We start from the raw sequence: 19,723 nt of genomic DNA on the forward strand, positions 1-19,723 counted from the left end.
ATGGTCCAGTCACATCGTCAGCGGATTACACGCTTCTCGCCTTAACATCTGGCACAGTGCAATCAACGGCAATCCGACCAGCGTATTCGGGTCACGACCGTCCAGCTTGTCGAACAGCGCAATCCCCAATCCTTCACTTTTAAAACTTCCTGCACAGTTGAGCGGACGTTCCCGGCGGACATAATCCGTTATTTCCTGCTCGCTGAGGTGGCGAAAGTGCACGTCGAACGGCTCGCACTCCGTTTGCAGGTGGCCTGAGGCGGAGTTATAGAGCGCCAGCCCTGTATAAAAGGTCACAATAGTGCCCCGTGCACGCAGAAGCTGCTGGCAGGCGTTCTCTTCCGTATGCGGCTTGCCGGTTATCTCTCCGTCCAGTACACAAACCTGATCGGAGCCTATAATCAAATGAGCGGGATAACGTGCGGCCAGCGATTGCGCTTTCTCTTGTGCGAGACGGGTCACCAGATGACGCGGGGATTCGCCCGGTTGTGGCGTTTCGTCAACGTCTGGGGCAGCGCATTCGAACGGGATCCCGAGCTTTTCCAGCAGCATTCGACGGTAGGGTGACGTGGAGGCGAGAACGAGATTTGGCATATTTTTATCACCAGATATAGCGTATCGATGCCAGCCATTTTAAACTACAGGCCGCAATGTGTGCGAATAATTGGCAAAAGGCAGCTCTGGTTGCCTTTTTCTTTGACTCTATGACGTTACAAAGTTAATATGCGCGCCCTATGCAAAAGGTAAAATTACCCCTGACTCTTGATCCGGTTCGTACGGCTCAAAAACGCCTTGATTACGAAGGAATCTATTCTTCCGATCAGGCTGAGCGTATTGCCGAATCCGTAGTCAGTGTGGACAGTGATGTAAAATGCTCCATGTCGTTCGCTATCGACAACCAGCGTCTCGCCGTTTTAACCGGTGATGCAAAGGTGACGGTAACCCTCGAATGTCAGCGTTGCGGGAAACCGTTTGTACAGCATGTTCACACAACGTATTGTTTCAGTCCCGTTCGTTCTGCCGAACAGGCTGAAGCACTCCCGGAAGCGTATGAGCCGATTGAGGTTAACGAATTCGGTGAAATCGATCTTCTGGCTCTGGTTGAAGATGAAATCATCCTCTCCTTGCCAGTGGTTCCGGTGCATGATTCTGAACACTGTGAAGTGTCCGAGGCGGACATGGTCTTTGGGGAACTGCCTGATGAAGCGCAAAAACCAAACCCATTTGCCGTATTAGCCAGCTTAAAGCGTAAGTAATTAAGGAGTAAGGTCCATGGCCGTACAACAGAATAAACCAACCCGTTCCAAACGTGGCATGCGTCGTTCCCATGACGCGCTGACCGCAGTTACCAGCCTGTCTGTAGACAAGACTTCTGGTGAGAAACACCTGCGTCACCACATCACCGCTGACGGTTTCTACCGCGGCCGCAAGGTTATCACTAAGTAATCACGCGTTAGCGTGATTAGGCTTAGTGAGGATTTCCCCGTGCAAACGGGGAAGTTACCGAACCAGGCTGCGACGATACCTTGACACGTCTAACCCTGGCGTTAGATGTCATGGGGGGAGATTTTGGCCCTTCCGTGACAGTGCCTGCAGCATTGCAGGCACTGAATTCTAATTCGCAACTCACACTTCTTTTAGTCGGCAACCCCGACACAATCACGCCATTACTTGCAAAAGCTGACTTCGAACAACGTTCACGTCTGCAGATTATTCCTGCACAGTCAGTTATTGCCAGTGATGCCCGGCCATCGCAGGCTATTCGCAATAGCCGTGGCAGCTCTATGCGCATTGCGCTGGAGCTGGTGAAAGAAGGGCGAGCGCAGGCTTGCGTCAGTGCGGGAAATACCGGTGCGCTGATGGGGCTGTCGAAATTATTGCTCAAGCCCATTGAGGGTATTGAGCGCCCGGCGCTGGTGACGGTGTTGCCGCATCAACAAAAGGGCAAAACGGTGGTGCTGGATCTCGGTGCTAACGTTGATTGTGATAGTACAATGCTGGCTCAGTTTGCTGTGATGGGGTCGGTGCTGGCTGAAGACGTAGTGGGAATTCACAATCCCCGCGTTGCGTTACTGAATATTGGTGAAGAAGAGACCAAAGGCCTGGACAGCATTCGTGACGCTGCCGAATTGCTCAAGCAGGTTCCCTCCATCAACTATATTGGTTATCTCGAAGCCAATGAGTTGCTGACGGGTAAGACCGATGTATTAGTGTGTGATGGCTTCACCGGAAACGTAACGTTGAAGACTATGGAAGGGGTGGTGCGAATGTTCCTTTCTCTGCTGAAATCGCAGGGGGAAGGTAAAAAAAGCGCCTGGTGGCTGATTTTATTAAAGCGTTGGTTACAAAAAAGCCTGACGCGGCGATTCAGTCACCTCAACCCCGACCAGTATAATGGCGCCTGTCTGTTAGGATTGCGCGGCATCGTGATTAAGAGTCACGGTGCGGCCAATCAGCGAGCCTTTTCCGTCGCGATAGAACAGGCAGTGCAGGCGGTGCAGCGACAAGTTCCTCAACGGATTGCCGCTCGCCTGGAATCTGTATTAGCTAAAAGTGACTGAGCGTACATGTATACGAAGATTTTAGGTACCGGCAGCTACCTGCCAACACAAGTGCGTACCAACGCCGATCTTGAAAAAATGGTAGATACGTCTGACGAGTGGATTGTCACGCGCACAGGTATCCGTGAACGTCGTATCGCCGCGCCAGACGAAACCGTGTCCACCATGGGTTACGAAGCCGCACAGCGCGCTATCGAAATGGCTGGCATCGATAAAGAACAGATTGGCTTGATCGTGGTCGCCACCACGTCTGCCACGCATGCCTTCCCAAGCGCAGCGTGCCAGGTGCAGAACATGCTCGGCATTAAAGGCTGCCCGGCATTTGACGTTGCTGCCGCGTGCGCTGGTTTCACCTACGCGCTGAGCGTTGCCGATCAGTATGTTAAATCTGGCGCCGTGAAGTACGCACTGGTGATCGGCGCTGACGTGCTGGCGCGTACCTGTGATCCAACCGATCGCGGGACGATCATTATTTTTGGTGATGGTGCGGGTGCGGTGCTGCTCGGGCAGTCCGAAGAGCCGGGCATCATCTCCACGCATCTGCATGCCGACGGTAGCTACGGCGAGCTGTTGACCTTGCCAAACGCCGATCGCGTTAATCCGGAAAACTCCATTTACCTGACGATGGCAGGTAATGAGGTGTTCAAGGTGGCGGTGACTGAGCTTGCACACATTGTTGATGAAACGCTGGAAGCGAACAACCTTGAACGCTCTGCGCTCGACTGGCTGGTGCCGCATCAGGCGAACCTGCGTATTATCAGCGCAACCGCGAAAAAGCTGGGCATGTCGATGGATAATGTTGTGGTGACGCTTGATCGCCATGGCAACACCTCTGCGGCGTCGGTACCGTGCGCATTTGATGAAGCGGTACGCGATGGACGAATCAAACGGGGCCAGTTGGTCTTGCTTGAAGCCTTCGGTGGCGGGTTCACCTGGGGTTCCGCGCTGGTTCGTTTCTAGGATAAGGATTAAAAAATGACGCAATTTGCTTTTGTGTTCCCGGGGCAGGGCTCTCAAACCGTTGGGATGTTGTCTGAAATGGCAGCCCACTATCCGGTAATTGAAGAGACTTTCCGTGAAGCTTCTGATGCACTCGGTTATGATCTGTGGGCGTTGACTCAGCAGGGTCCAGCCGAAGAACTGAACAAAACCTGGCAGACTCAGCCAGCGCTGCTGACCGCGTCCGTTGCGCTCTGGCGTGTATGGCAGCAGCAGGGCGGCAAAGCGCCTGCACTGCTCGCGGGCCACAGCCTCGGTGAATACTCTGCACTGGTGTGTGCGGGTGTGATCGCCTTTGCTGACGCGGTACGTCTGGTAGAACTGCGCGGTAAATTCATGCAGGAAGCGGTGTCGGAAGGCACGGGTGGCATGTCTGCTATTATCGGTCTGGATGATGCTTCGATTGCAAAAGCGTGTGAAGAATCTGCTGAAGGTCAGGTGGTTTCACCGGTAAACTTTAACTCGCCGGGCCAGGTCGTTATCGCCGGTCATAAAGAAGCGGTTGAACGTGCTGGTGCTGCCTGTAAAGCTGCTGGCGCGAAACGTGCGCTGCCACTGCCGGTCAGCGTTCCGTCACACTGCGCGCTGATGAAGCCAGCCGCCGACAAACTGGCGGTTGAGCTGGAAAAAATTACGTTTAACGCACCGACGATTTCCGTTGTAAACAACGTCGATGTGAAATGCGAAACCGCGCCGGAGGCAATCCGTAACGCGCTGGTTCGCCAGCTTTACAGCCCGGTACAGTGGACCAAAACCGTTGAGTTTATGGCGTCACAGGGCGTTGAGCATCTGTATGAAGTCGGTCCAGGTAAAGTCCTCACCGGCCTGACAAAACGTATTGTTGATACCCTGACTGCCTCGGCCATTAACGAGCCGGAAGCACTGTCAGCGGCACTCGCGCAATAAAAGAGGAATACCATGAGTTTTGAAGGAAAAATCGCACTGGTTACCGGCGCAAGCCGCGGTATCGGGCGTGCAATTGCTGAAACACTGGTTGCGCGCGGCGCGAAAGTGATTGGTACAGCAACCAGCGAGAATGGCGCTCAGGCCATCAGCGAGTATCTGGGTGCGAACGGTAAAGGTCTGGTACTCAATGTGACCGAACCTGCATCTATCGAATCTGTTCTGGAAAATATTCGCGCAGAGTTTGGCGAAGTCGATATTCTGGTCAATAATGCCGGGATCACGCGCGACAACCTGCTGATGCGAATGAAAGATGACGAGTGGAACGATATTATCGAAACCAACCTGTCATCTGTATTCCGTCTGTCAAAAGCGGTAATGCGCGCTATGATGAAAAAGCGTCATGGTCGTATTATCACTGTTGGTTCTGTGGTTGGTACCATGGGAAATGCTGGTCAGGCTAACTACGCTGCGGCGAAAGCAGGTCTGATTGGCTTCAGTAAGTCGCTGGCACGTGAAGTCGCGTCCCGCGGTATTACTGTAAACGTTGTTGCTCCGGGCTTTATTGAAACGGACATGACGCGTGCGCTGACCGATGATCAGCGTGCGGGTACGCTGGCGGCAGTTCCGGCGGGTCGTCTTGGCGACCCTAAAGAAATCGCCAGCGCGGTTGCATTTTTAGCCTCTGACGAAGCGGGTTACATCACTGGTGAAACCCTTCACGTCAATGGCGGGATGTATATGGTTTAATCACGATGAAAAATATTTGCGTTATTGTAGGGGTTGGCCTCAAAATAACGTAAAATCGTGGTAAGACCTGCCGGGATTTAGTTGCAAATTTTTCAACATTTTATACACTACGAAAACCATCGCGAAAGCGAGTTTTGATAGGAAATTTAAGAGTATGAGCACTATCGAAGAACGCGTTAAGAAAATTATCGGCGAACAGCTGGGCGTTAAGCAGGAAGAAGTTGTGAACTCCGCTTCCTTCGTTGAAGACCTGGGCGCAGATTCTCTTGACACCGTTGAGCTGGTAATGGCTCTGGAAGAAGAGTTTGATACTGAGATTCCGGACGAAGAAGCTGAGAAAATCACCACCGTTCAGGCTGCCATTGATTACATCAACGGTCACCAGGCGTAAGTGAACATCTCCAGGCGGTCATTCGACCGCCTGAGTTTTATCTTTTTTAGTCCCACGAATCTCTTTTTTTATCCCTCCCTGGAGGACAAACGTGTCTAAGCGTCGTGTAGTTGTGACCGGACTTGGCATGTTGTCTCCTGTCGGCAATACCGTAGAGTCCACCTGGAAAGCTCTCCTTGCCGGTCAGAGCGGCATCAGCCTAATCGACCATTTCGATACTAGCGCCTATGCAACGAAATTTGCTGGCTTAGTAAAGGATTTTAACTGTGAAGAGATCATCTCGCGCAAAGAACAGCGCAAGATGGATGCCTTCATTCAATATGGAATTGTCGCTGGCGTTCAGGCCATGCAGGATTCTGGCCTTGAGATTACGGAAGAGAACGCATCCCGTATCGGCGCCGCTATTGGCTCCGGGATCGGCGGTCTTGGCCTGATCGAGGAAAACCATACATCTCTGATGAATGGCGGACCGCGTAAGATCAGCCCGTTCTTCGTTCCGTCCACGATTGTTAACATGGTGGCAGGTCATCTGACCATTATGTTCGGTCTGCGTGGGCCAAGCATTTCCATCGCTACCGCATGTACGTCCGGCGTACATAACATCGGCCAGGCCGCGCGTATCATTGCGTACGGCGATGCAGATGCTATGGTTGCGGGCGGTGCTGAAAAAGCCAGTACCCCACTGGGTGTTGGCGGCTTTGGTGCGGCGCGTGCGCTGTCTACCCGTAATGATAACCCGCAGGCGGCGAGCCGTCCGTGGGATAAAGACCGTGACGGCTTCGTGCTGGGCGACGGTGCGGGTATGATCGTACTGGAAGAGTACGAACACGCGAAAAAACGCGGTGCGAAAATTTATGCTGAAATCGTTGGTTTCGGCATGAGCAGCGATGCTTACCACATGACGTCTCCTCCGGAGAACGGTGCGGGTGCTGCGCTGGCGATGGAAAATGCGATTCGTGATGCGGGTATTACCCCAGCACAGATTGGCTACGTTAACGCGCACGGTACTTCTACGCCTGCAGGCGATAAAGCTGAAGCACAGGCGGTTAAGTCTATCTTCGGTGAATCTGCCAGCCGCGTAATGGTGAGCTCCACGAAATCCATGACCGGTCACCTGTTAGGTGCGGCGGGTGCAGTAGAGTCAATCTACTCCATCCTTGCGCTGCGCGATCAGGCTGTTCCGCCAACCATCAACCTGGATAACCCGGATGAAGGTTGCGATCTGGACTTCGTTCCTCACGAAGCGCGTCAGGTTAGCGGTATGGAGTACACCCTGTGTAACTCCTTCGGCTTCGGTGGTACTAACGGCTCTCTGATCTTCAAAAAAGTCTGAGCCTGACTGCACGATGGCTATTAAAAAAGGTCCGCTTGTCGGGCCTTTTTTATTAAGCGTAATCCCCTTGTCCGGTTAAAGACATCCTGCCAGACTGAACCCCCACGCATCAGGAGACATCATGTTTTTGATCAATGGCCTCGAGCAGGAGAATCTGCCTGCCAGCGACAGAGCAACGCAGTTTGGTGATGGCTGCTTTACGACGGCGCGAATTATTGACGGGCAAGTATGCCTGCTCGACGCGCATATCCGCCGTCTGCAAACGGCCTGCGAAACCCTAATGATCCCCTTTCAGCACTGGGACACGCTGCGACGTGAGATGAGCCAGCTGGTGTCAGAGAAGAGCAGTGGTGTGCTCAAAGTCATCATCAGTCGCGGCAGCGGAGGGCGAGGTTATAGCGGGGCCAGCTGTGAGAACCCCACGCGCATACTCTCCGTATCCGCTTATCCCGCACATTATGAAAGCTGGCGCAAAGACGGTGTCACGCTGACGCTGAGCCCGATACGACTGGGCCGCAACCCCATGCTGGCCGGAATTAAACACCTCAATCGCCTTGAACAGGTGCTGATTCGTACTCATCTTGAACAGACGGACGCTGATGAGGCGCTGGTTCTTGACAGCGAAGGGTTCATTACGGAATGCTGTGCGGCTAATTTACTTTGGCGGAAGGGCCGTGATGTCTTCACACCTTCACTGGAGCAGGCTGGGGTGAAGGGCATTATGCGTCAGTTTTGTTTGCAACAGTTGGCACACTCGGGTTTTCGCGTTGTCGAAGTTAACGAAAGGGAAGAGGCGCTACTGACCGCTGATGAAGTTATCGTTTGTAACGCGTTGATGCCTGTTTTACCCGTCCGCGCCTATGGCCAGCAGGTCTGGTCATCGCGCGAACTGTTTCAGTTTTTAGCCCCGTTATGTGAGCAAACCAGATAGTCATGAAGAAAATGTTGCGCTTTGTTCTCCTCCTCATCGTTGTGCTGGGTATTGCTGGCGGCGCGGGAGTGTGGAAAGTCCGTCAGCTGGCGGACAGTAAAATCCTGATTAAAGACGAGACGATTTTTACCCTTAAAGCCGGTACCGGGCGCATTGCGCTGGGTGAGCAGCTTTACGGGGATAAGGTCATTAACCGTCCGCGCGTCTTCCAGTGGTTACTGCGCCTTGAGCCTGAACTGTCTCACTTCAAAGCCGGTACGTACCGCTTTACCCCTGGTATGACCGTCAGGCAGATGCTGCAGGTGCTGGAGAGCGGCAAAGAGGCCCAGTTCCCGCTGCGGTTTGTTGAGGGGATGCGCTTAAGCGATTACCTCAAACAGCTGCGTGACGCCCCCTATATCAAACACACGTTAAAAGACGACAGCTATCAGACGGTCGCTGAGGTGCTGAAATTCGAGCATCCTGAGTGGGTGGAAGGCTGGTTCTGGCCGGATACCTGGATGTACACGGCGGGCACAACCGACGTTGCTATTCTGAAACGCGCACATAAAAAAATGGTCGCGGCGGTGGCGTCAGCGTGGGAAGGGCGTGTAGATGGCCTGCCCTATAAAGATCAAAACCAGTTCGTCACCATGGCCTCGATCATTGAAAAAGAGACTGCCGTTGCGGCAGAGCGCGATCAGGTCGCTTCCGTATTTATCAATCGTCTGCGCATCGGCATGCGTCTGCAAACCGATCCCACCGTCATCTACGGTATGGGCGAGAGTTATAGCGGCAAGATATCCAGAAAAGATCTGGAGACGCCAACAGCGTATAATACCTACGTGATCGCAGGCCTGCCGCCAGGCCCGATAGCGACGCCGAGTGAAGCCTCATTACGAGCCGCGGCGCACCCGGCCAAAACACCGTACCTCTATTTTGTGGCTGACGGAAAAGGGGGGCATACCTTTAACACCAACCTTGCCAGCCATAATCGCTCTGTTCAGGACTATCTGAAGGCACTTAAGGAAAAAAATGCGCAGTAAATACATTGTCATTGAGGGACTCGAAGGGGCGGGTAAAACCACCGCCCGCAACGTGGTGGTTGATACGCTGAAAGCGCTTGGTGTTGCGGACATGGTGTTTACCCGTGAACCAGGCGGTACGCAACTGGCTGAAAAGCTGCGTAGCCTTGTGCTGGATATCAAATCCGTTGGCGACGAGGTCATCACTGACAAAGCCGAAGTGTTGATGTTCTACGCGGCGCGCGTGCAGCTGGTAGAAACGGTGATCAAACCTGCAATGGCAGAAGGGAAATGGGTGATTGGCGATCGTCATGACCTGTCGACCCAGGCGTATCAGGGCGGTGGTCGGGGGATTGACCAGACGATGTTAGCAACGCTGCGCGACGCAGTGCTCGGTGATTTCCGTCCCGACCTGACGCTCTATCTGGACGTGACGCCCGAAGTCGGCCTGAAGCGTGCCCGCGCGCGCGGTGAACTGGACCGCATCGAGCAAGAGTCTTTTGACTTCTTCAACCGTACCCGAGCGCGCTACCTTGAACTGGCGGAGCAGGATGCTTCCATTCGCCCTATTGATGCAACACAGCCTCTGGACGAGGTGACGCGCGCAATTCAGAAGACGGTCGCGCAGTGGCACCAGGAGCAACAGGCATGAAATGGTATCCATGGTTGCGCCCGCATTTTGAACAGTTGATCAACAGCTATCAGGCGGGGCGGGGCCATCATGCGTTACTGATTCAGGCATTGCCAGGAATGGGCGATGATGCGCTCATTTACGCTATCACCCGTTTCCTGATGTGTCAGCAGCCGGAAGGGCATAAAAGCTGCGGTAAATGCCGTGGTTGCCAGCTGATGCAGGCGGGCACACATCCGGACTATTACACGCTGGAGCCTGAAAAGGGCAAAAGCACGCTCGGGATTGACGCCGTGCGTGAAGTCAGTGAAAAACTGTATGAACACGCGCGGCTTAACGGGGCCAAAGTGGTCTGGCTGAAAGATGCCGCGCAGCTTACCGAGGCGGCGGCGAACGCGCTGCTCAAAACCCTGGAAGAGCCACCGGAGAAAACCTGGTTCTTCCTGTCATGTCGTGAACCGGGACGATTACTGGCGACACTGCGCAGTCGCTGCCGTCTTCATCACCTCGCAGTACCTCAGGAAACATGGGCGCTCACCTGGATTGAACGCGAAGTGACGGTGTCACAAGACGCGGCCCTGACTGCGCTGCGGCTGTGCAGCGGCGCGCCAGCGGCGGCTCTGGCGTTGCTTCAGGCGGATGTCTGGTCGCAGCGTGAAACGCTGTGTCGTGCCGTCGAATCCGCGCTGGATAGCGGCGACTGGTTGAGTTTGCTGCCTGCCCTGAACAGCGATCAGTCGACCGAGCGCCTGCACTGGCTGGCCGCTTTACTGCTGGATGCGCTCAAACTTCAACAGGGGGCAACACTTCTGACCAACCTTGACGTCTGGCCGCTGGTGAACACCCTGGCGAATCGCCTGTCGGGCGTTTCGTTGCGCGCTATCCTTCATGATATTTGCCAGAGTCGCGAACAACTTTTGACAGTAACCGGTCTTAATCGCGAGCTTTTACTGACAGACCAGTTACTGCGAATCGAACACTACCTGCAACCAGGCGTGATACCGCCTGTTTCCCATCTCTGAGAGAGACATTATGTTTTTAGTCGACTCACACTGCCATCTTGATGGTCTGGATTATCAATCTCTGCATAAAAACGTCGATGACGTGCTGGAAAAAGCCGCCGCCCGCGATGTCAAATTCTGTCTGGCCGTGGCAACCACGCTACCGGGCTACCGCTCCATGCGCGAACTGGTTGGCGTTCGCGATAACGTCGTCTTCTCCTGCGGCGTTCATCCACTGAACCAGGATGACGCGTATGACGTGGAAGATTTACGTCGTCTGGCGGCAGAAGAGGGCGTGGTGGCGATGGGTGAGACCGGGCTTGACTATTTTTACACGCCGGAAACTAAACCACGCCAGCAGGCGTCCTTCCGTCACCATATCCGCATTGGCCGCGAGCTGAACAAACCCGTCATTGTGCATACCCGCGATGCGCGCGCCGATACGCTGGCGATCCTGCGGGAAGAAAAGGTGACGGATTGCGGTGGCGTACTACACTGTTTCACAGAAGACAGAGAAACGGCGGGCAAGCTGCTTGATTTGGGGCTTTATCTCTCGTTTTCGGGGATCGTAACGTTCCGTAATGCTGAGCAGCTGCGTGATGCTGCGCGTTATGTTCCGCTCGATCGCATTCTGGTGGAAACAGACTCGCCGTATCTGGCACCGGTGCCGCATCGCGGCAAAGAGAACCAGCCAGCGATGACGAGAGACGTGGCTGAGTATATGGCCGTTCTGAAGGGGGTCAGCATTGAAGAGCTGGCTCGTGCGACGACGGAAAATTTCTCCACGCTGTTCCACATCGACCCCGCCCGCCTGCAATCTGTCTGATACACCTGTTTTTTTTAGGCTCGTAATTAATAAATAAAGCGAGTAAAGTTCACCGCCTCATTTGGGGCGGTGATAGTGTTTTTAGACACATCCAGACATGCTTTTTGTAAATATCTGAAAGTTTTTTGGCCGTCTTGAACTGAAACGTGATAGCCGTCAAACAAACCCAGAGGGAATTATTTTACTCTGTGTAATAAATAAAGGGCGCTTAGATGTCCTGTCCACGGCACGGTACTCCCCCCGGGCCAATGCGTGAAAGCGTAAAAAAAGCACAAATACTCAGGAGCACTCTCAATTATGTTTAAGAATGCATTTGCTAACCTGCAAAAGGTCGGTAAATCGCTGATGCTGCCAGTATCCGTACTGCCTATCGCAGGTATCCTGCTGGGCGTCGGTTCTGCTAACTTCAGCTGGCTGCCAGCCGTAGTTTCCCACGTGATGGCCGAAGCAGGCGGTTCTGTTTTTGCTAACATGCCGCTGATCTTCGCGATCGGTGTTGCTCTGGGCTTCACCAATAACGACGGTGTATCTGCACTGGCTGCAGTGGTTGCCTACGGCATCATGGTGAAAACCATGGCGGTGGTTGCGCCGCTGGTTCTGCATTTACCGGCTGAAGAGATCGCCGCGAAACACCTGGCGGACACCGGTGTTCTGGGCGGTATCATCTCCGGTGCGATTGCAGCGTATATGTTTAACCGCTTCTATCGCATCAAGCTGCCTGAGTATCTCGGCTTCTTCGCGGGCAAGCGTTTCGTTCCGATCATCTCTGGTCTGGCAGCGATTTTCACTGGTGTGATCCTGTCCTTCATCTGGCCACCAATCGGTTCCGCTATTCAGACCTTCTCTCAGTGGGCTGCTTACCAGAACCCGGTTGTGGCGTTCGGTATCTACGGCTTCATCGAGCGCTGCCTGGTACCATTTGGTCTGCACCACATCTGGAACGTTCCATTCCAGATGCAGATTGGTGAATTCACCAACGCAGCAGGTCAGGTATTCCACGGCGATATCCCACGCTACATGGCAGGCGACCCAACTGCAGGCAAACTGTCTGGTGGCTTCCTGTTCAAAATGTACGGTCTGCCGGCTGCTGCGATTGCAATCTGGCACTCTGCTAAACCAGAGAACCGTGCAAAAGTGGGCGGTATCATGATCTCCGCAGCGCTGACCTCGTTCCTGACCGGTATCACCGAGCCGATCGAGTTCTCCTTCATGTTCGTTGCGCCGATCCTGTACATCATCCACGCTGTACTGGCTGGCCTGGCGTTCCCAATCTGTATCCTGCTGGGTATGCGTGACGGTACGTCCTTCTCTCACGGTCTGATCGACTTCATCGTTCTGTCCGGTAACAGCAGCAAACTGTGGCTGTTCCCAATCGTGGGTGCGTGCTATGCCGTTGCTTACTACACCATCTTCCGCGTGCTGATCAAAGCACTGGACCTGAAAACTCCGGGTCGTGAAGATGCAACTGAAGACAGCAAAGCAGGCGTGACCAGCGAAATGGCTCCAGCACTGGTAGCCGCGTTCGGTGGTAAAGAGAACATCACTAACCTGGACGCGTGTATTACTCGTCTGCGTGTGAGCGTTGCCGATGTCGCAAAAGTTGACCAGCCGGGCCTGAAAAAATTGGGCGCAGCAGGTGTTGTTGTTGCAGGTTCTGGTGTTCAGGCAATCTTCGGTACCAAATCCGATAACCTGAAAACCGAAATGGATGAGTACATCCGCAACAACTAAGTTGTGATGTGGGGAGACTGAGGCAGCCGAATGGCTGCCTTTTTTATTTGTGCGGCCTGTTCAGCCCGGTGGCGGCTACGCCTTACCGGGCCTACGTGAAACGAATCGTCATCCGGCGAGAAGCGCGAACAAAAAAGGGAGCCATTCGGCTCCCTATTAATACGTCTGAGCGATCAGAACTGGTAGCTTGCCGTTACGCTGACGTTTCGGGGTTCACCATAAACCAGTGAGCCCTGAACGTTGGTATCGTAAGTCTTGTCGAACAGGTTGTTCAGATTCCCCTGCAGAGAAAAGTTCTTCGTGACCTGATAGCGGGTGAAGAGATCAACCAGCGCATAGCTGCCTTGTTCCGCGCGCCACGTGCCGTAAGGTGTGGCAACGTCGCTGTAAACGCGGTTTTGCCAGTTAACACCGCCACCCACGGTCAGCGCAGGCATCGCTGGCAGACGGTAACTGGTGAACAGTTTAACCGTCGTGCGCGGTAGGTAAGGGTTAACGTCTTTACCGTCGCTGTCTTCAGCCAGGTAGCGCGTCGCGCCAAAGGTCATTTGCCAGTTGTCCGTCAGCGCGCCGTTAATTTCAAATTCAACGCCTTTACTTACTGTGCCGTCTACGCCTTCATAAGCGGTATCGGTTGACCCCTGAATCACGCGCCCCGTACTCTGCGCCACGTTATCCTGCTCGATGCGGAAGACAGAGAGCGTTGTGGTCAGTCGGCTGTTCATCCAGTCCGACTTCAGGCCCACTTCATAATTGTTGCCGGTGATTGGGTCGAGATACCTGCCGGTGCTGTCACGGTAGTTCTGTGGCTGGAAGATGGAGGTATAGCTGGCATAGGCAGACCAGTTATCATCAATGTCATAGACAAGACCCGCATACGGCGTGGTATGGTTTTTTTCCATACCATAAGTCATCGTGTTGACGCTCCAGTTCGTATAGCGGGCACCGAGAATCAAATGCAGAGGATCGGCCAACGAAATGCGCGTCGCGGCGTAGAGCGATTTCATATTCGTTTTGTCGTCCTGGGCCAGCGCCTGCGATCCCCAGTTTGTTTCCGGGAAATGGCCATCATAGTCGTAGAAATTACCGAGTTCGTCCGGATATACGTTCGCCCACGCGTTGGTGTAACGGTTCGTTTGACGACTGAAGCTGCCTCCGAACATCACGGTATGCTGGCGGCCAAACAGGTCATAGCCACCATCAGCAAACAGATCGACAGCATCGACCTTACGCTTCCCGCTGTTCCAGCCCGTCCCGCCGATATAGCCGTAGTCCGGTCCATAATTCGAATAAGGCCCAACCAGCATGCCGGTTGATTTGTCCACATAAGCGTCAAGGTACAGGGCTTTACTGTCGAACTTGGCCTCGGTATGGGTGGCATTCAGCGTGGCCTGCCAGGTGTCGGCAAAGCGTTGCTTGAAGGTGGCGAAAACTTTGTTGAACTCTTTGTCGTTATAGGCCCAATCTGGCGCGGTGCTGTGGGCGCGATCGTAATGCCTTACGCTACCGTCCGTGTTCCAGCGCGGTAAGCCGCCCCAGGTCTGGTTGTTTACGTCAATGCGCTGATATTCGTAACCAGCCGAAAATGAGGTGGTATCGCCCAGGTCCGCATCAAGAATGCCGGAGAAGAACGTTTTCTTTTGATTGTAGTTATCGAGCCAGGAGTCATTATCCTGATAGCCAGCCACGATCCGACCGCGTACATTCCCGTCATCCGTTAACGGGCTTTGCAGATCCATGACGTAACGCTGTTTGTTCCAGCTGCCGTATTCCGCAGACAGATTGCCTTTGAACTCGCGGCTGGTGGCATGTTTACGCACCATGCTGACCGCTGCCGACGGGTTACCCGTGCCCGTCATCAAGCCGGTCGCCCCACGCACCACTTCCACGCGCTCAAACAGGGCGGTATCCGAGAGGGCATCCCCGAGGTTCCAGCGAGATTCGAAATAGGTGGGGATACCATCAATCATGTAGTTGTCGATCTCGAAACCACGTGAGTAATAGCTGCTGCGATCGGAGTCTGCGGTGTTTTTGCTGATCCCCATCGTGTTCTCCATCACATCTCCCAGCGTTTGCAGCTGCTCATCTTCCATACGTTGTTCACTGACAATGGAGACTGACTGGGGGATATCGCGCTGGACCATCTGCATTTTGGTGCCGATGGTGGTGGTTTTGACGCTGTAGTCCTGCTCTTCGCTGGACGCGTCTGGCTGGGAAGTACCGTCAACGACGAGTGTTTCCTCGTTTGGTGCGGCGAAACTTACGGTTGGCATCAGTGCCATAGCAATGCAGGCTGCCAGCAACGAAGGCGTTGCAACAGGCTGACGTTGCCCATCCCTGGTATGATTAATGAAAGACATCATCAAACCCTTAGTGAATGGTGAAGGTTGTATGCGTCAGTCCCTTAACCGGGCTGGCGTCGTATTCTTTGTTAAAAACGCGCATGAAAATGCAAATGCGAAATATACGCATTGTTATTAGCACTGTAAACAGATGTTTCGGACGAAACTGAAATAATGTTTCAGAGGAAAAATGTCGTCTGGCGGTCACTCTCCCGCCAGCTGGTGAGGGATCGGGAAAGAAATCGAGGGAGAAGGTTGAAAGGACAGGAGAAACTCGCTCATACTCTTGCGTTGTATCACACTGTCGTAAAGACTGTATGTGTGAATAGCGGACGCATCACGCCAGATTAATCAAAAAAGGAAAAGGTCATGGCCGAAGAAACGATTTTCAGTAAAATTATCCGCCGCGAAATCCCGTCGGATATCGTCTTTCAGGATGAGCTGGTGACGGCTTTTCGGGACATTTCACCTCAGGCGCCGACGCATATCCTTATCATTCCAAATATTCTGATTCCTACCGTCAATGATGTGAAAACCGAGCATGAAGTGGCGTTAGGCCGTATGCTAACGGTAGCCGCGAAAATTGCTGAGCAGGAAGGCATCGCTGAAGACGGCTATCGTTTGATCATGAACTGCAATCGCCACGGCGGTCAGGAAGTTTATCATATCCATATGCATCTTCTGGGTGGGCGACCACTGGGACCGATGCTGGCACATAAAGGTCTTTGACATGTTAAGAGGGCGTATTGCAGCGCTGATGATAACGCTGGTGATAGCAGGGTGCAGTGCGCGTCCTGCGATCCCCGTCAGCGACGAACAGACGCTGGTGATGGAGTCCTCAGTCCTTGCTGCAGGCATTACGGCAGAGCAGCCTTCGCTGACCATTAGCGAAATCCAACCTTCTGCCTCCTCTACGCTCTATAACGAAAGACATGAGCCAGTGACGGTACATTACCGCTTCTACTGGTATGACGTAAGAGGTCTTGAAATGCATCCGCTTGAGGCGCCGCGTAGCGTGACTATTCCGGCAAGATCGTCGGTGACGCTCTATGGCAGCGCTAACTATTTGGGTGCACATAAGGTGAGACTTTATCTTTATCTGTAAGGGGTGATCCTTGATTAAAAATATGAGCCGTTATGTGCTCTTAAGTGCGTTTGCACTTTTCCTCGCAGGGTGTGTGACGCGTACAGAACAGCCTGCGCCAGTGGATGAGGCGAAACCGGGTACGGAACAGCCGACACAGCCAACGCAGCCGGTGCCAACGGCGCCTTCTGTCCCGACCATTCCGGCGCAGCCTGGCCCAATTGAGCACCCGGACCAAACTTCACAGCCTGCGCCGCGCGTGCGTCACTATGACTGGAATGGCGCAATGCAGCCTATGGTGGGCAAAATGTTGCAGGCTCAGGGCGTGACGCCGGGAAGCGTACTGTTGGTGGATAGCGTAAATAACCGCACCAATGGTTCACTCAACGCGGGCGAAGCGACGGAAACGCTGCGTAATGCGTTAGCAAACAACGGCAAATTTACCCTGGTCTCGACACAGCAGCTGGCAGTAGCCAAACAGCAGTTGGGCTTGTCGCCGCAGGATAGCCTGGGCTCGCGCAGCAAAGCGATAGGCATTGCGCGCAACGTTGGCGCTCAGTATGTCCTCTATTCTAACGCCACCGGTAATGTGAACACGCCTTCGCTGCAGATGCAGCTGATGCTGGTTCAGACGGGTGAAATAATCTGGTCAGGTAAAGGTGCCGTTACGCAACAATAGCTGCACGCGTGACGAGATTCTGACGCGTTATTTTCCTCAGTATCGCCTTATCGCGCCGCAGGCCCACTCCGGGCTTGGCGGCGCGAGCTGCATCATTGAGCAGGGCGAACATCGGCTGGTGCTGCGACAGCATCACGATCTCTCTGCCCCTGCATCCCACTTTCGCCGACAGTTTCGTACGCTGAGGTGCTTGCCTGCGGATCTCGTGCCGAAGCCCTGTTTTTTTACGCAGGGCTGGATGGCGGTAGAGTATCTTGCGGGGGAGATCAAAAGCACGCTTCCGCATACTCCCGCGCTCGCCGCGATGCTGTATCATCTTCACCGCCAGCCTTGCCTGGGATGGCGGGTCACGCTGTTACCGCTGCTGGAAAAATACTGGCAGCAGGCCTCGCCCGACAGACGAACGCCATTCTGGCTTGCGCAGCTTAAACGGATGCGAAAGCGAGGGGAACCGCAACCCTTACGGCTTTCGCCGTTGCATATGGACGTCCACGCCGGGAATATTGTACACACGCCCGCGGGAGCCAGGCTCATCGACTGGGAGTATGCCGGAGATGGCGACGTGGCGCTGGAGCTGGCGGCGGTCTGGATGCCGGAAGATGGCTCCCGTGAGCAGCTTATAATGGCCTATGCCCGTGAAGCGCAGATGGATGCGTTGACGCTTATGCGGCAGGTCAGGCGCTGGCGACCCTGGGTATTCATGCTGATGGCGGGCTGGTTTGAAATGCGCTATCAGCAATCAAACGACAAACACTTTATTACGCTGGCAGATGACGTCTGGCGTCAGTTACAAACTAAAGGATAAGAGAGGTTCGTGTGGGTCCAGTCATGTTGGATGTCGAAGGGTTTGAGCTGGATGCGGAGGAGCGCGACATTCTGGCGCATCCGCTGGTAGGGGGGCTGATTCTGTTTACCCGCAACTACCACGATCCGGCGCAATTGCGCGAACTGGTTCGTCAGATCCGCGCGGCGTCCCGTAACCATCTGGTGGTCGCGGTGGATCAGGAAGGCGGGCGCGTGCAGCGCTTCCGCGAGGGGTTCACCCGCTTGCCTGCCGCACAATCTTTTGCTGCGCTGCTGGGTACAGAAGAGGGCGGTAAACTGGCGCAGGATGCTGGCTGGCTGATGGCGAGCGAAATGATTGCGATGGATATCGACATCAGCTTTGCTCCCGTTCTGGATGTGGGCCATATCAGCGCGGCGATTGGCGAGCGTTCATACCATGAAGATCCGCGCATTGCGCTGGCAATAGCCACCCGTTTTATCGACGGCATGCACGCAGCAGGCATGAAAACCACCGGCAAACACTTCCCGGGACATGGCGCAGTGACGGCAGATTCTCACAAAGAGACGCCGCGCGATCCGCGTCCGGAAGCGGAAATCCGTGCTAAAGATATGTCGGTGTTCCGTTCGCTTATCACCGATAACAAGCTTGATGCCATCATGCCTGCACACGTGATTTACAGTGATGTCGACCCGCGCCCGGCCAGCGGTTCACCGCACTGGCTGAAAACGGTGCTGCGTCAGGAGCTCGGTTTTAACGGCGTGATTTTCTCCGACGATCTGTCGATGGAAGGGGCGGCAATTATGGGCAGCTACGCGGAGCGCGGGCAGGCATCCCTGGACGCAGGTTGCGATATGATCCTCGTCTGCAATAATCGTAAAGGGGCCGTCAGCGTGTTGGATAACCTGTCGCCGATCAAAGCAGAGCGTGTTACACAATTGTATCATAAAGGTCCATTTCGCCGTCAGGAGCTGATGGATTCGGCGCGCTGGAAGACGGTCAACGCCCAGCTTGAAGCACTGAATGAGCGCTGGCAGGCACATAAAGCCAGCCTGTAAACCCTCCCGGAAGGCGTAGCGTGGTGAGAAGACAATGATCATCTATTTACACGGTTTTGACTCAAACAGTCCTGGTAATCATGAGAAGGTGCTGCAGCTGCAGTTTATCGACCCGGATGTACGGCTGATCAGTTACAGCACGCGTCATCCGAAGCATGATATGCAGCATCTGCTCAAGGAAGTGGACAAGATGTTACAGCTCAATGTCGATGAACGTCCACTGATCTGCGGCGTGGGGCTGGGGGGCTACTGGGCCGAACGCATTGGCTTCCTGTGCGACATCCGTCAGGTCGTGTTCAATCCCAACCTGTTCCCGAACGAGAACATGGAAGGCAAAATTGACCGCCCGGAAGAGTATGTCGATATTGCCACCAAGTGCCCGAGTAACTTCCGTGAGAAAAACCGCGATCGCTGTTTAGTGATCCTCTCGCGCCAGGATGAGGCACTGAACAGCAGCCGGGCGGCAGAACTGCTGCATCATTACTATGAAATTGTCTGGGACGAGGAACAGACCCACAAGTTCAAGAATATCTCCCCACATCTGCAGCGTATCAAAGCCTTCAAAACGCTGGGCTAAGCCACAGCCTGCCACCCGAAACCCGGTACGCCTTTGCGACCGGGTTTCTTTTTGTCCAGAATTGTCTACTTTTAAGCCATCAAAACTTGATGCATATCAATTTTCGTATGACCAATGCGCCTGACGTGTTATTCTCAA

At 54.1% G+C, this 19,723-nt stretch carries 22 protein-coding genes; 20 read left to right on the plus strand and 2 right to left on the minus strand.

Features of this window, described 5'->3' with window-relative positions; genetic code table 11:
• Positions 1-9: 9 nt before the first annotated feature.
• On the minus strand, positions 10-594 hold the full coding sequence (locus tag ENTMO_RS0109325) for a Maf family protein (RefSeq protein WP_010429679.1): 585 nt from the start codon (positions 592-594) through the stop codon (positions 10-12).
• A 140-nt stretch (positions 595-734) separates the two neighbouring features.
• Between ENTMO_RS0109325 and yceD the strand changes: the two genes are divergently transcribed.
• From yceD to ptsG, 14 genes are all read left to right on the plus strand, one after another.
• A complete protein-coding gene (gene yceD, locus ENTMO_RS0109330) occupies positions 735-1,256 on the plus strand; it encodes a 23S rRNA accumulation protein YceD (RefSeq protein ID WP_010429682.1) in 522 nt (173 codons plus the stop codon).
• A gap of 16 nt (positions 1,257-1,272) precedes the next feature.
• Positions 1,273-1,446, plus strand: a complete 174-nt coding sequence (rpmF, locus tag ENTMO_RS0109335; protein ID WP_003857964.1) for a 50S ribosomal protein L32 — start codon at positions 1,273-1,275, stop codon at positions 1,444-1,446.
• A gap of 80 nt (positions 1,447-1,526) precedes the next feature.
• Positions 1,527-2,561, plus strand: a complete 1,035-nt coding sequence (gene plsX / locus ENTMO_RS0109340; protein WP_010429690.1) for a phosphate acyltransferase PlsX — start codon at positions 1,527-1,529, stop codon at positions 2,559-2,561.
• Between the two features lie 6 nt (positions 2,562-2,567).
• Positions 2,568-3,521, plus strand: coding sequence for a beta-ketoacyl-ACP synthase III (locus tag ENTMO_RS0109345; RefSeq protein WP_010429693.1), 954 nt, complete (start codon positions 2,568-2,570; stop codon positions 3,519-3,521).
• Between the two features lie 15 nt (positions 3,522-3,536).
• Positions 3,537-4,466, plus strand: a complete 930-nt coding sequence (gene fabD / locus ENTMO_RS0109350) for an ACP S-malonyltransferase (RefSeq protein WP_010429696.1) — start codon at positions 3,537-3,539, stop codon at positions 4,464-4,466.
• A 12-nt stretch (positions 4,467-4,478) separates the two neighbouring features.
• Positions 4,479-5,213: a 3-oxoacyl-ACP reductase FabG gene (gene fabG / locus ENTMO_RS0109355; RefSeq protein ID WP_010429699.1), complete on the plus strand. Its 735-nt coding sequence runs from the start codon at positions 4,479-4,481 to the stop codon at positions 5,211-5,213.
• Positions 5,214-5,367: 154 nt separating this feature from the next.
• Positions 5,368-5,604, plus strand: a complete 237-nt coding sequence (acpP, locus tag ENTMO_RS0109360) for an acyl carrier protein (protein ID WP_003857954.1) — start codon at positions 5,368-5,370, stop codon at positions 5,602-5,604.
• A 91-nt stretch (positions 5,605-5,695) separates the two neighbouring features.
• On the plus strand, positions 5,696-6,937 hold the full coding sequence (gene fabF / locus ENTMO_RS0109370; RefSeq protein WP_010429707.1) for a beta-ketoacyl-ACP synthase II: 1,242 nt from the start codon (positions 5,696-5,698) through the stop codon (positions 6,935-6,937).
• Positions 6,938-7,058: 121 nt separating this feature from the next.
• Positions 7,059-7,868, plus strand: coding sequence for an aminodeoxychorismate lyase (gene pabC / locus ENTMO_RS0109375; protein WP_010429710.1), 810 nt, complete (start codon positions 7,059-7,061; stop codon positions 7,866-7,868).
• Between the two features lie 2 nt (positions 7,869-7,870).
• The gene (gene yceG, locus ENTMO_RS0109380; RefSeq protein ID WP_010429712.1) at positions 7,871-8,893 is read left to right on the plus strand and encodes a cell division protein YceG; all 1,023 of its coding nucleotides are present in this window, start codon (positions 7,871-7,873) and stop codon (positions 8,891-8,893) included.
• Positions 8,883-9,524, plus strand: a complete 642-nt coding sequence (gene tmk / locus ENTMO_RS0109385) for a dTMP kinase (RefSeq protein ID WP_010429715.1) — start codon at positions 8,883-8,885, stop codon at positions 9,522-9,524. The genes yceG and tmk overlap by 11 nt, the downstream gene beginning before the upstream one ends.
• Positions 9,521-10,525 (plus strand): DNA polymerase III subunit delta', encoded by a 1,005-nt coding sequence (gene holB / locus ENTMO_RS0109390; RefSeq protein ID WP_010429717.1) that lies wholly within the window; start codon positions 9,521-9,523, stop codon positions 10,523-10,525. Before tmk ends, holB begins: the two co-directional genes overlap by 4 nt.
• A 10-nt stretch (positions 10,526-10,535) precedes the next feature.
• Complete coding sequence (locus ENTMO_RS0109395; protein WP_010429719.1) at positions 10,536-11,330, plus strand: metal-dependent hydrolase; 795 nt, start codon at positions 10,536-10,538, stop codon at positions 11,328-11,330.
• A gap of 297 nt (positions 11,331-11,627) precedes the next feature.
• On the plus strand, positions 11,628-13,061 hold the full coding sequence (gene ptsG, locus ENTMO_RS0109400) for a PTS glucose transporter subunit IIBC (protein WP_010429721.1): 1,434 nt from the start codon (positions 11,628-11,630) through the stop codon (positions 13,059-13,061).
• A 173-nt stretch (positions 13,062-13,234) separates the two neighbouring features.
• Here the strand turns inward: ptsG and fhuE are convergent, their stop codons facing one another.
• Positions 13,235-15,421 carry a ferric-rhodotorulic acid/ferric-coprogen receptor FhuE gene (gene fhuE, locus ENTMO_RS0109405; protein WP_010429723.1) on the minus strand — a complete coding sequence of 729 codons (2,187 nt, stop codon included), beginning with the start codon at positions 15,419-15,421 and terminating at the stop codon, positions 13,235-13,237.
• Positions 15,422-15,772: 351 nt separating this feature from the next.
• Here fhuE and hinT point away from each other — a divergent pair, with 351 nt between their 5' ends.
• The 6 genes from hinT to ycfP are packed head-to-tail and all read left to right on the plus strand — an operon-like array spanning position 15,773 to position 19,585.
• On the plus strand, positions 15,773-16,132 hold the full coding sequence (hinT, locus tag ENTMO_RS0109410; RefSeq protein ID WP_010429724.1) for a purine nucleoside phosphoramidase: 360 nt from the start codon (positions 15,773-15,775) through the stop codon (positions 16,130-16,132).
• 1 nt (position 16,133) lies between these two features.
• Positions 16,134-16,508, plus strand: coding sequence for a YcfL family protein (locus ENTMO_RS0109415; protein ID WP_010429726.1), 375 nt, complete (start codon positions 16,134-16,136; stop codon positions 16,506-16,508).
• 10 nt (positions 16,509-16,518) lie between these two features.
• Entirely contained in the window at positions 16,519-17,166 is a 648-nt protein-coding gene (gene lpoB, locus ENTMO_RS0109420) for a penicillin-binding protein activator LpoB (protein ID WP_010429728.1), read from the plus strand.
• On the plus strand, positions 17,147-17,971 hold the full coding sequence (gene thiK, locus ENTMO_RS0109425; RefSeq protein ID WP_010429730.1) for a thiamine kinase: 825 nt from the start codon (positions 17,147-17,149) through the stop codon (positions 17,969-17,971). The genes lpoB and thiK overlap by 20 nt, the downstream gene beginning before the upstream one ends.
• A gap of 11 nt (positions 17,972-17,982) precedes the next feature.
• Complete coding sequence (nagZ, locus tag ENTMO_RS0109430; protein WP_010429734.1) at positions 17,983-19,008, plus strand: beta-N-acetylhexosaminidase; 1,026 nt, start codon at positions 17,983-17,985, stop codon at positions 19,006-19,008.
• Between the two features lie 34 nt (positions 19,009-19,042).
• A complete protein-coding gene (ycfP, locus tag ENTMO_RS0109435; protein ID WP_010429736.1) occupies positions 19,043-19,585 on the plus strand; it encodes an alpha/beta hydrolase YcfP in 543 nt (180 codons plus the stop codon).
• The last annotated feature ends 138 nt before the right edge of the window (positions 19,586-19,723 follow it).

Source organism: Enterobacter mori LMG 25706, assembly GCF_000211415.1.
Taxonomy (GTDB): domain Bacteria; phylum Pseudomonadota; class Gammaproteobacteria; order Enterobacterales; family Enterobacteriaceae; genus Enterobacter; species Enterobacter mori.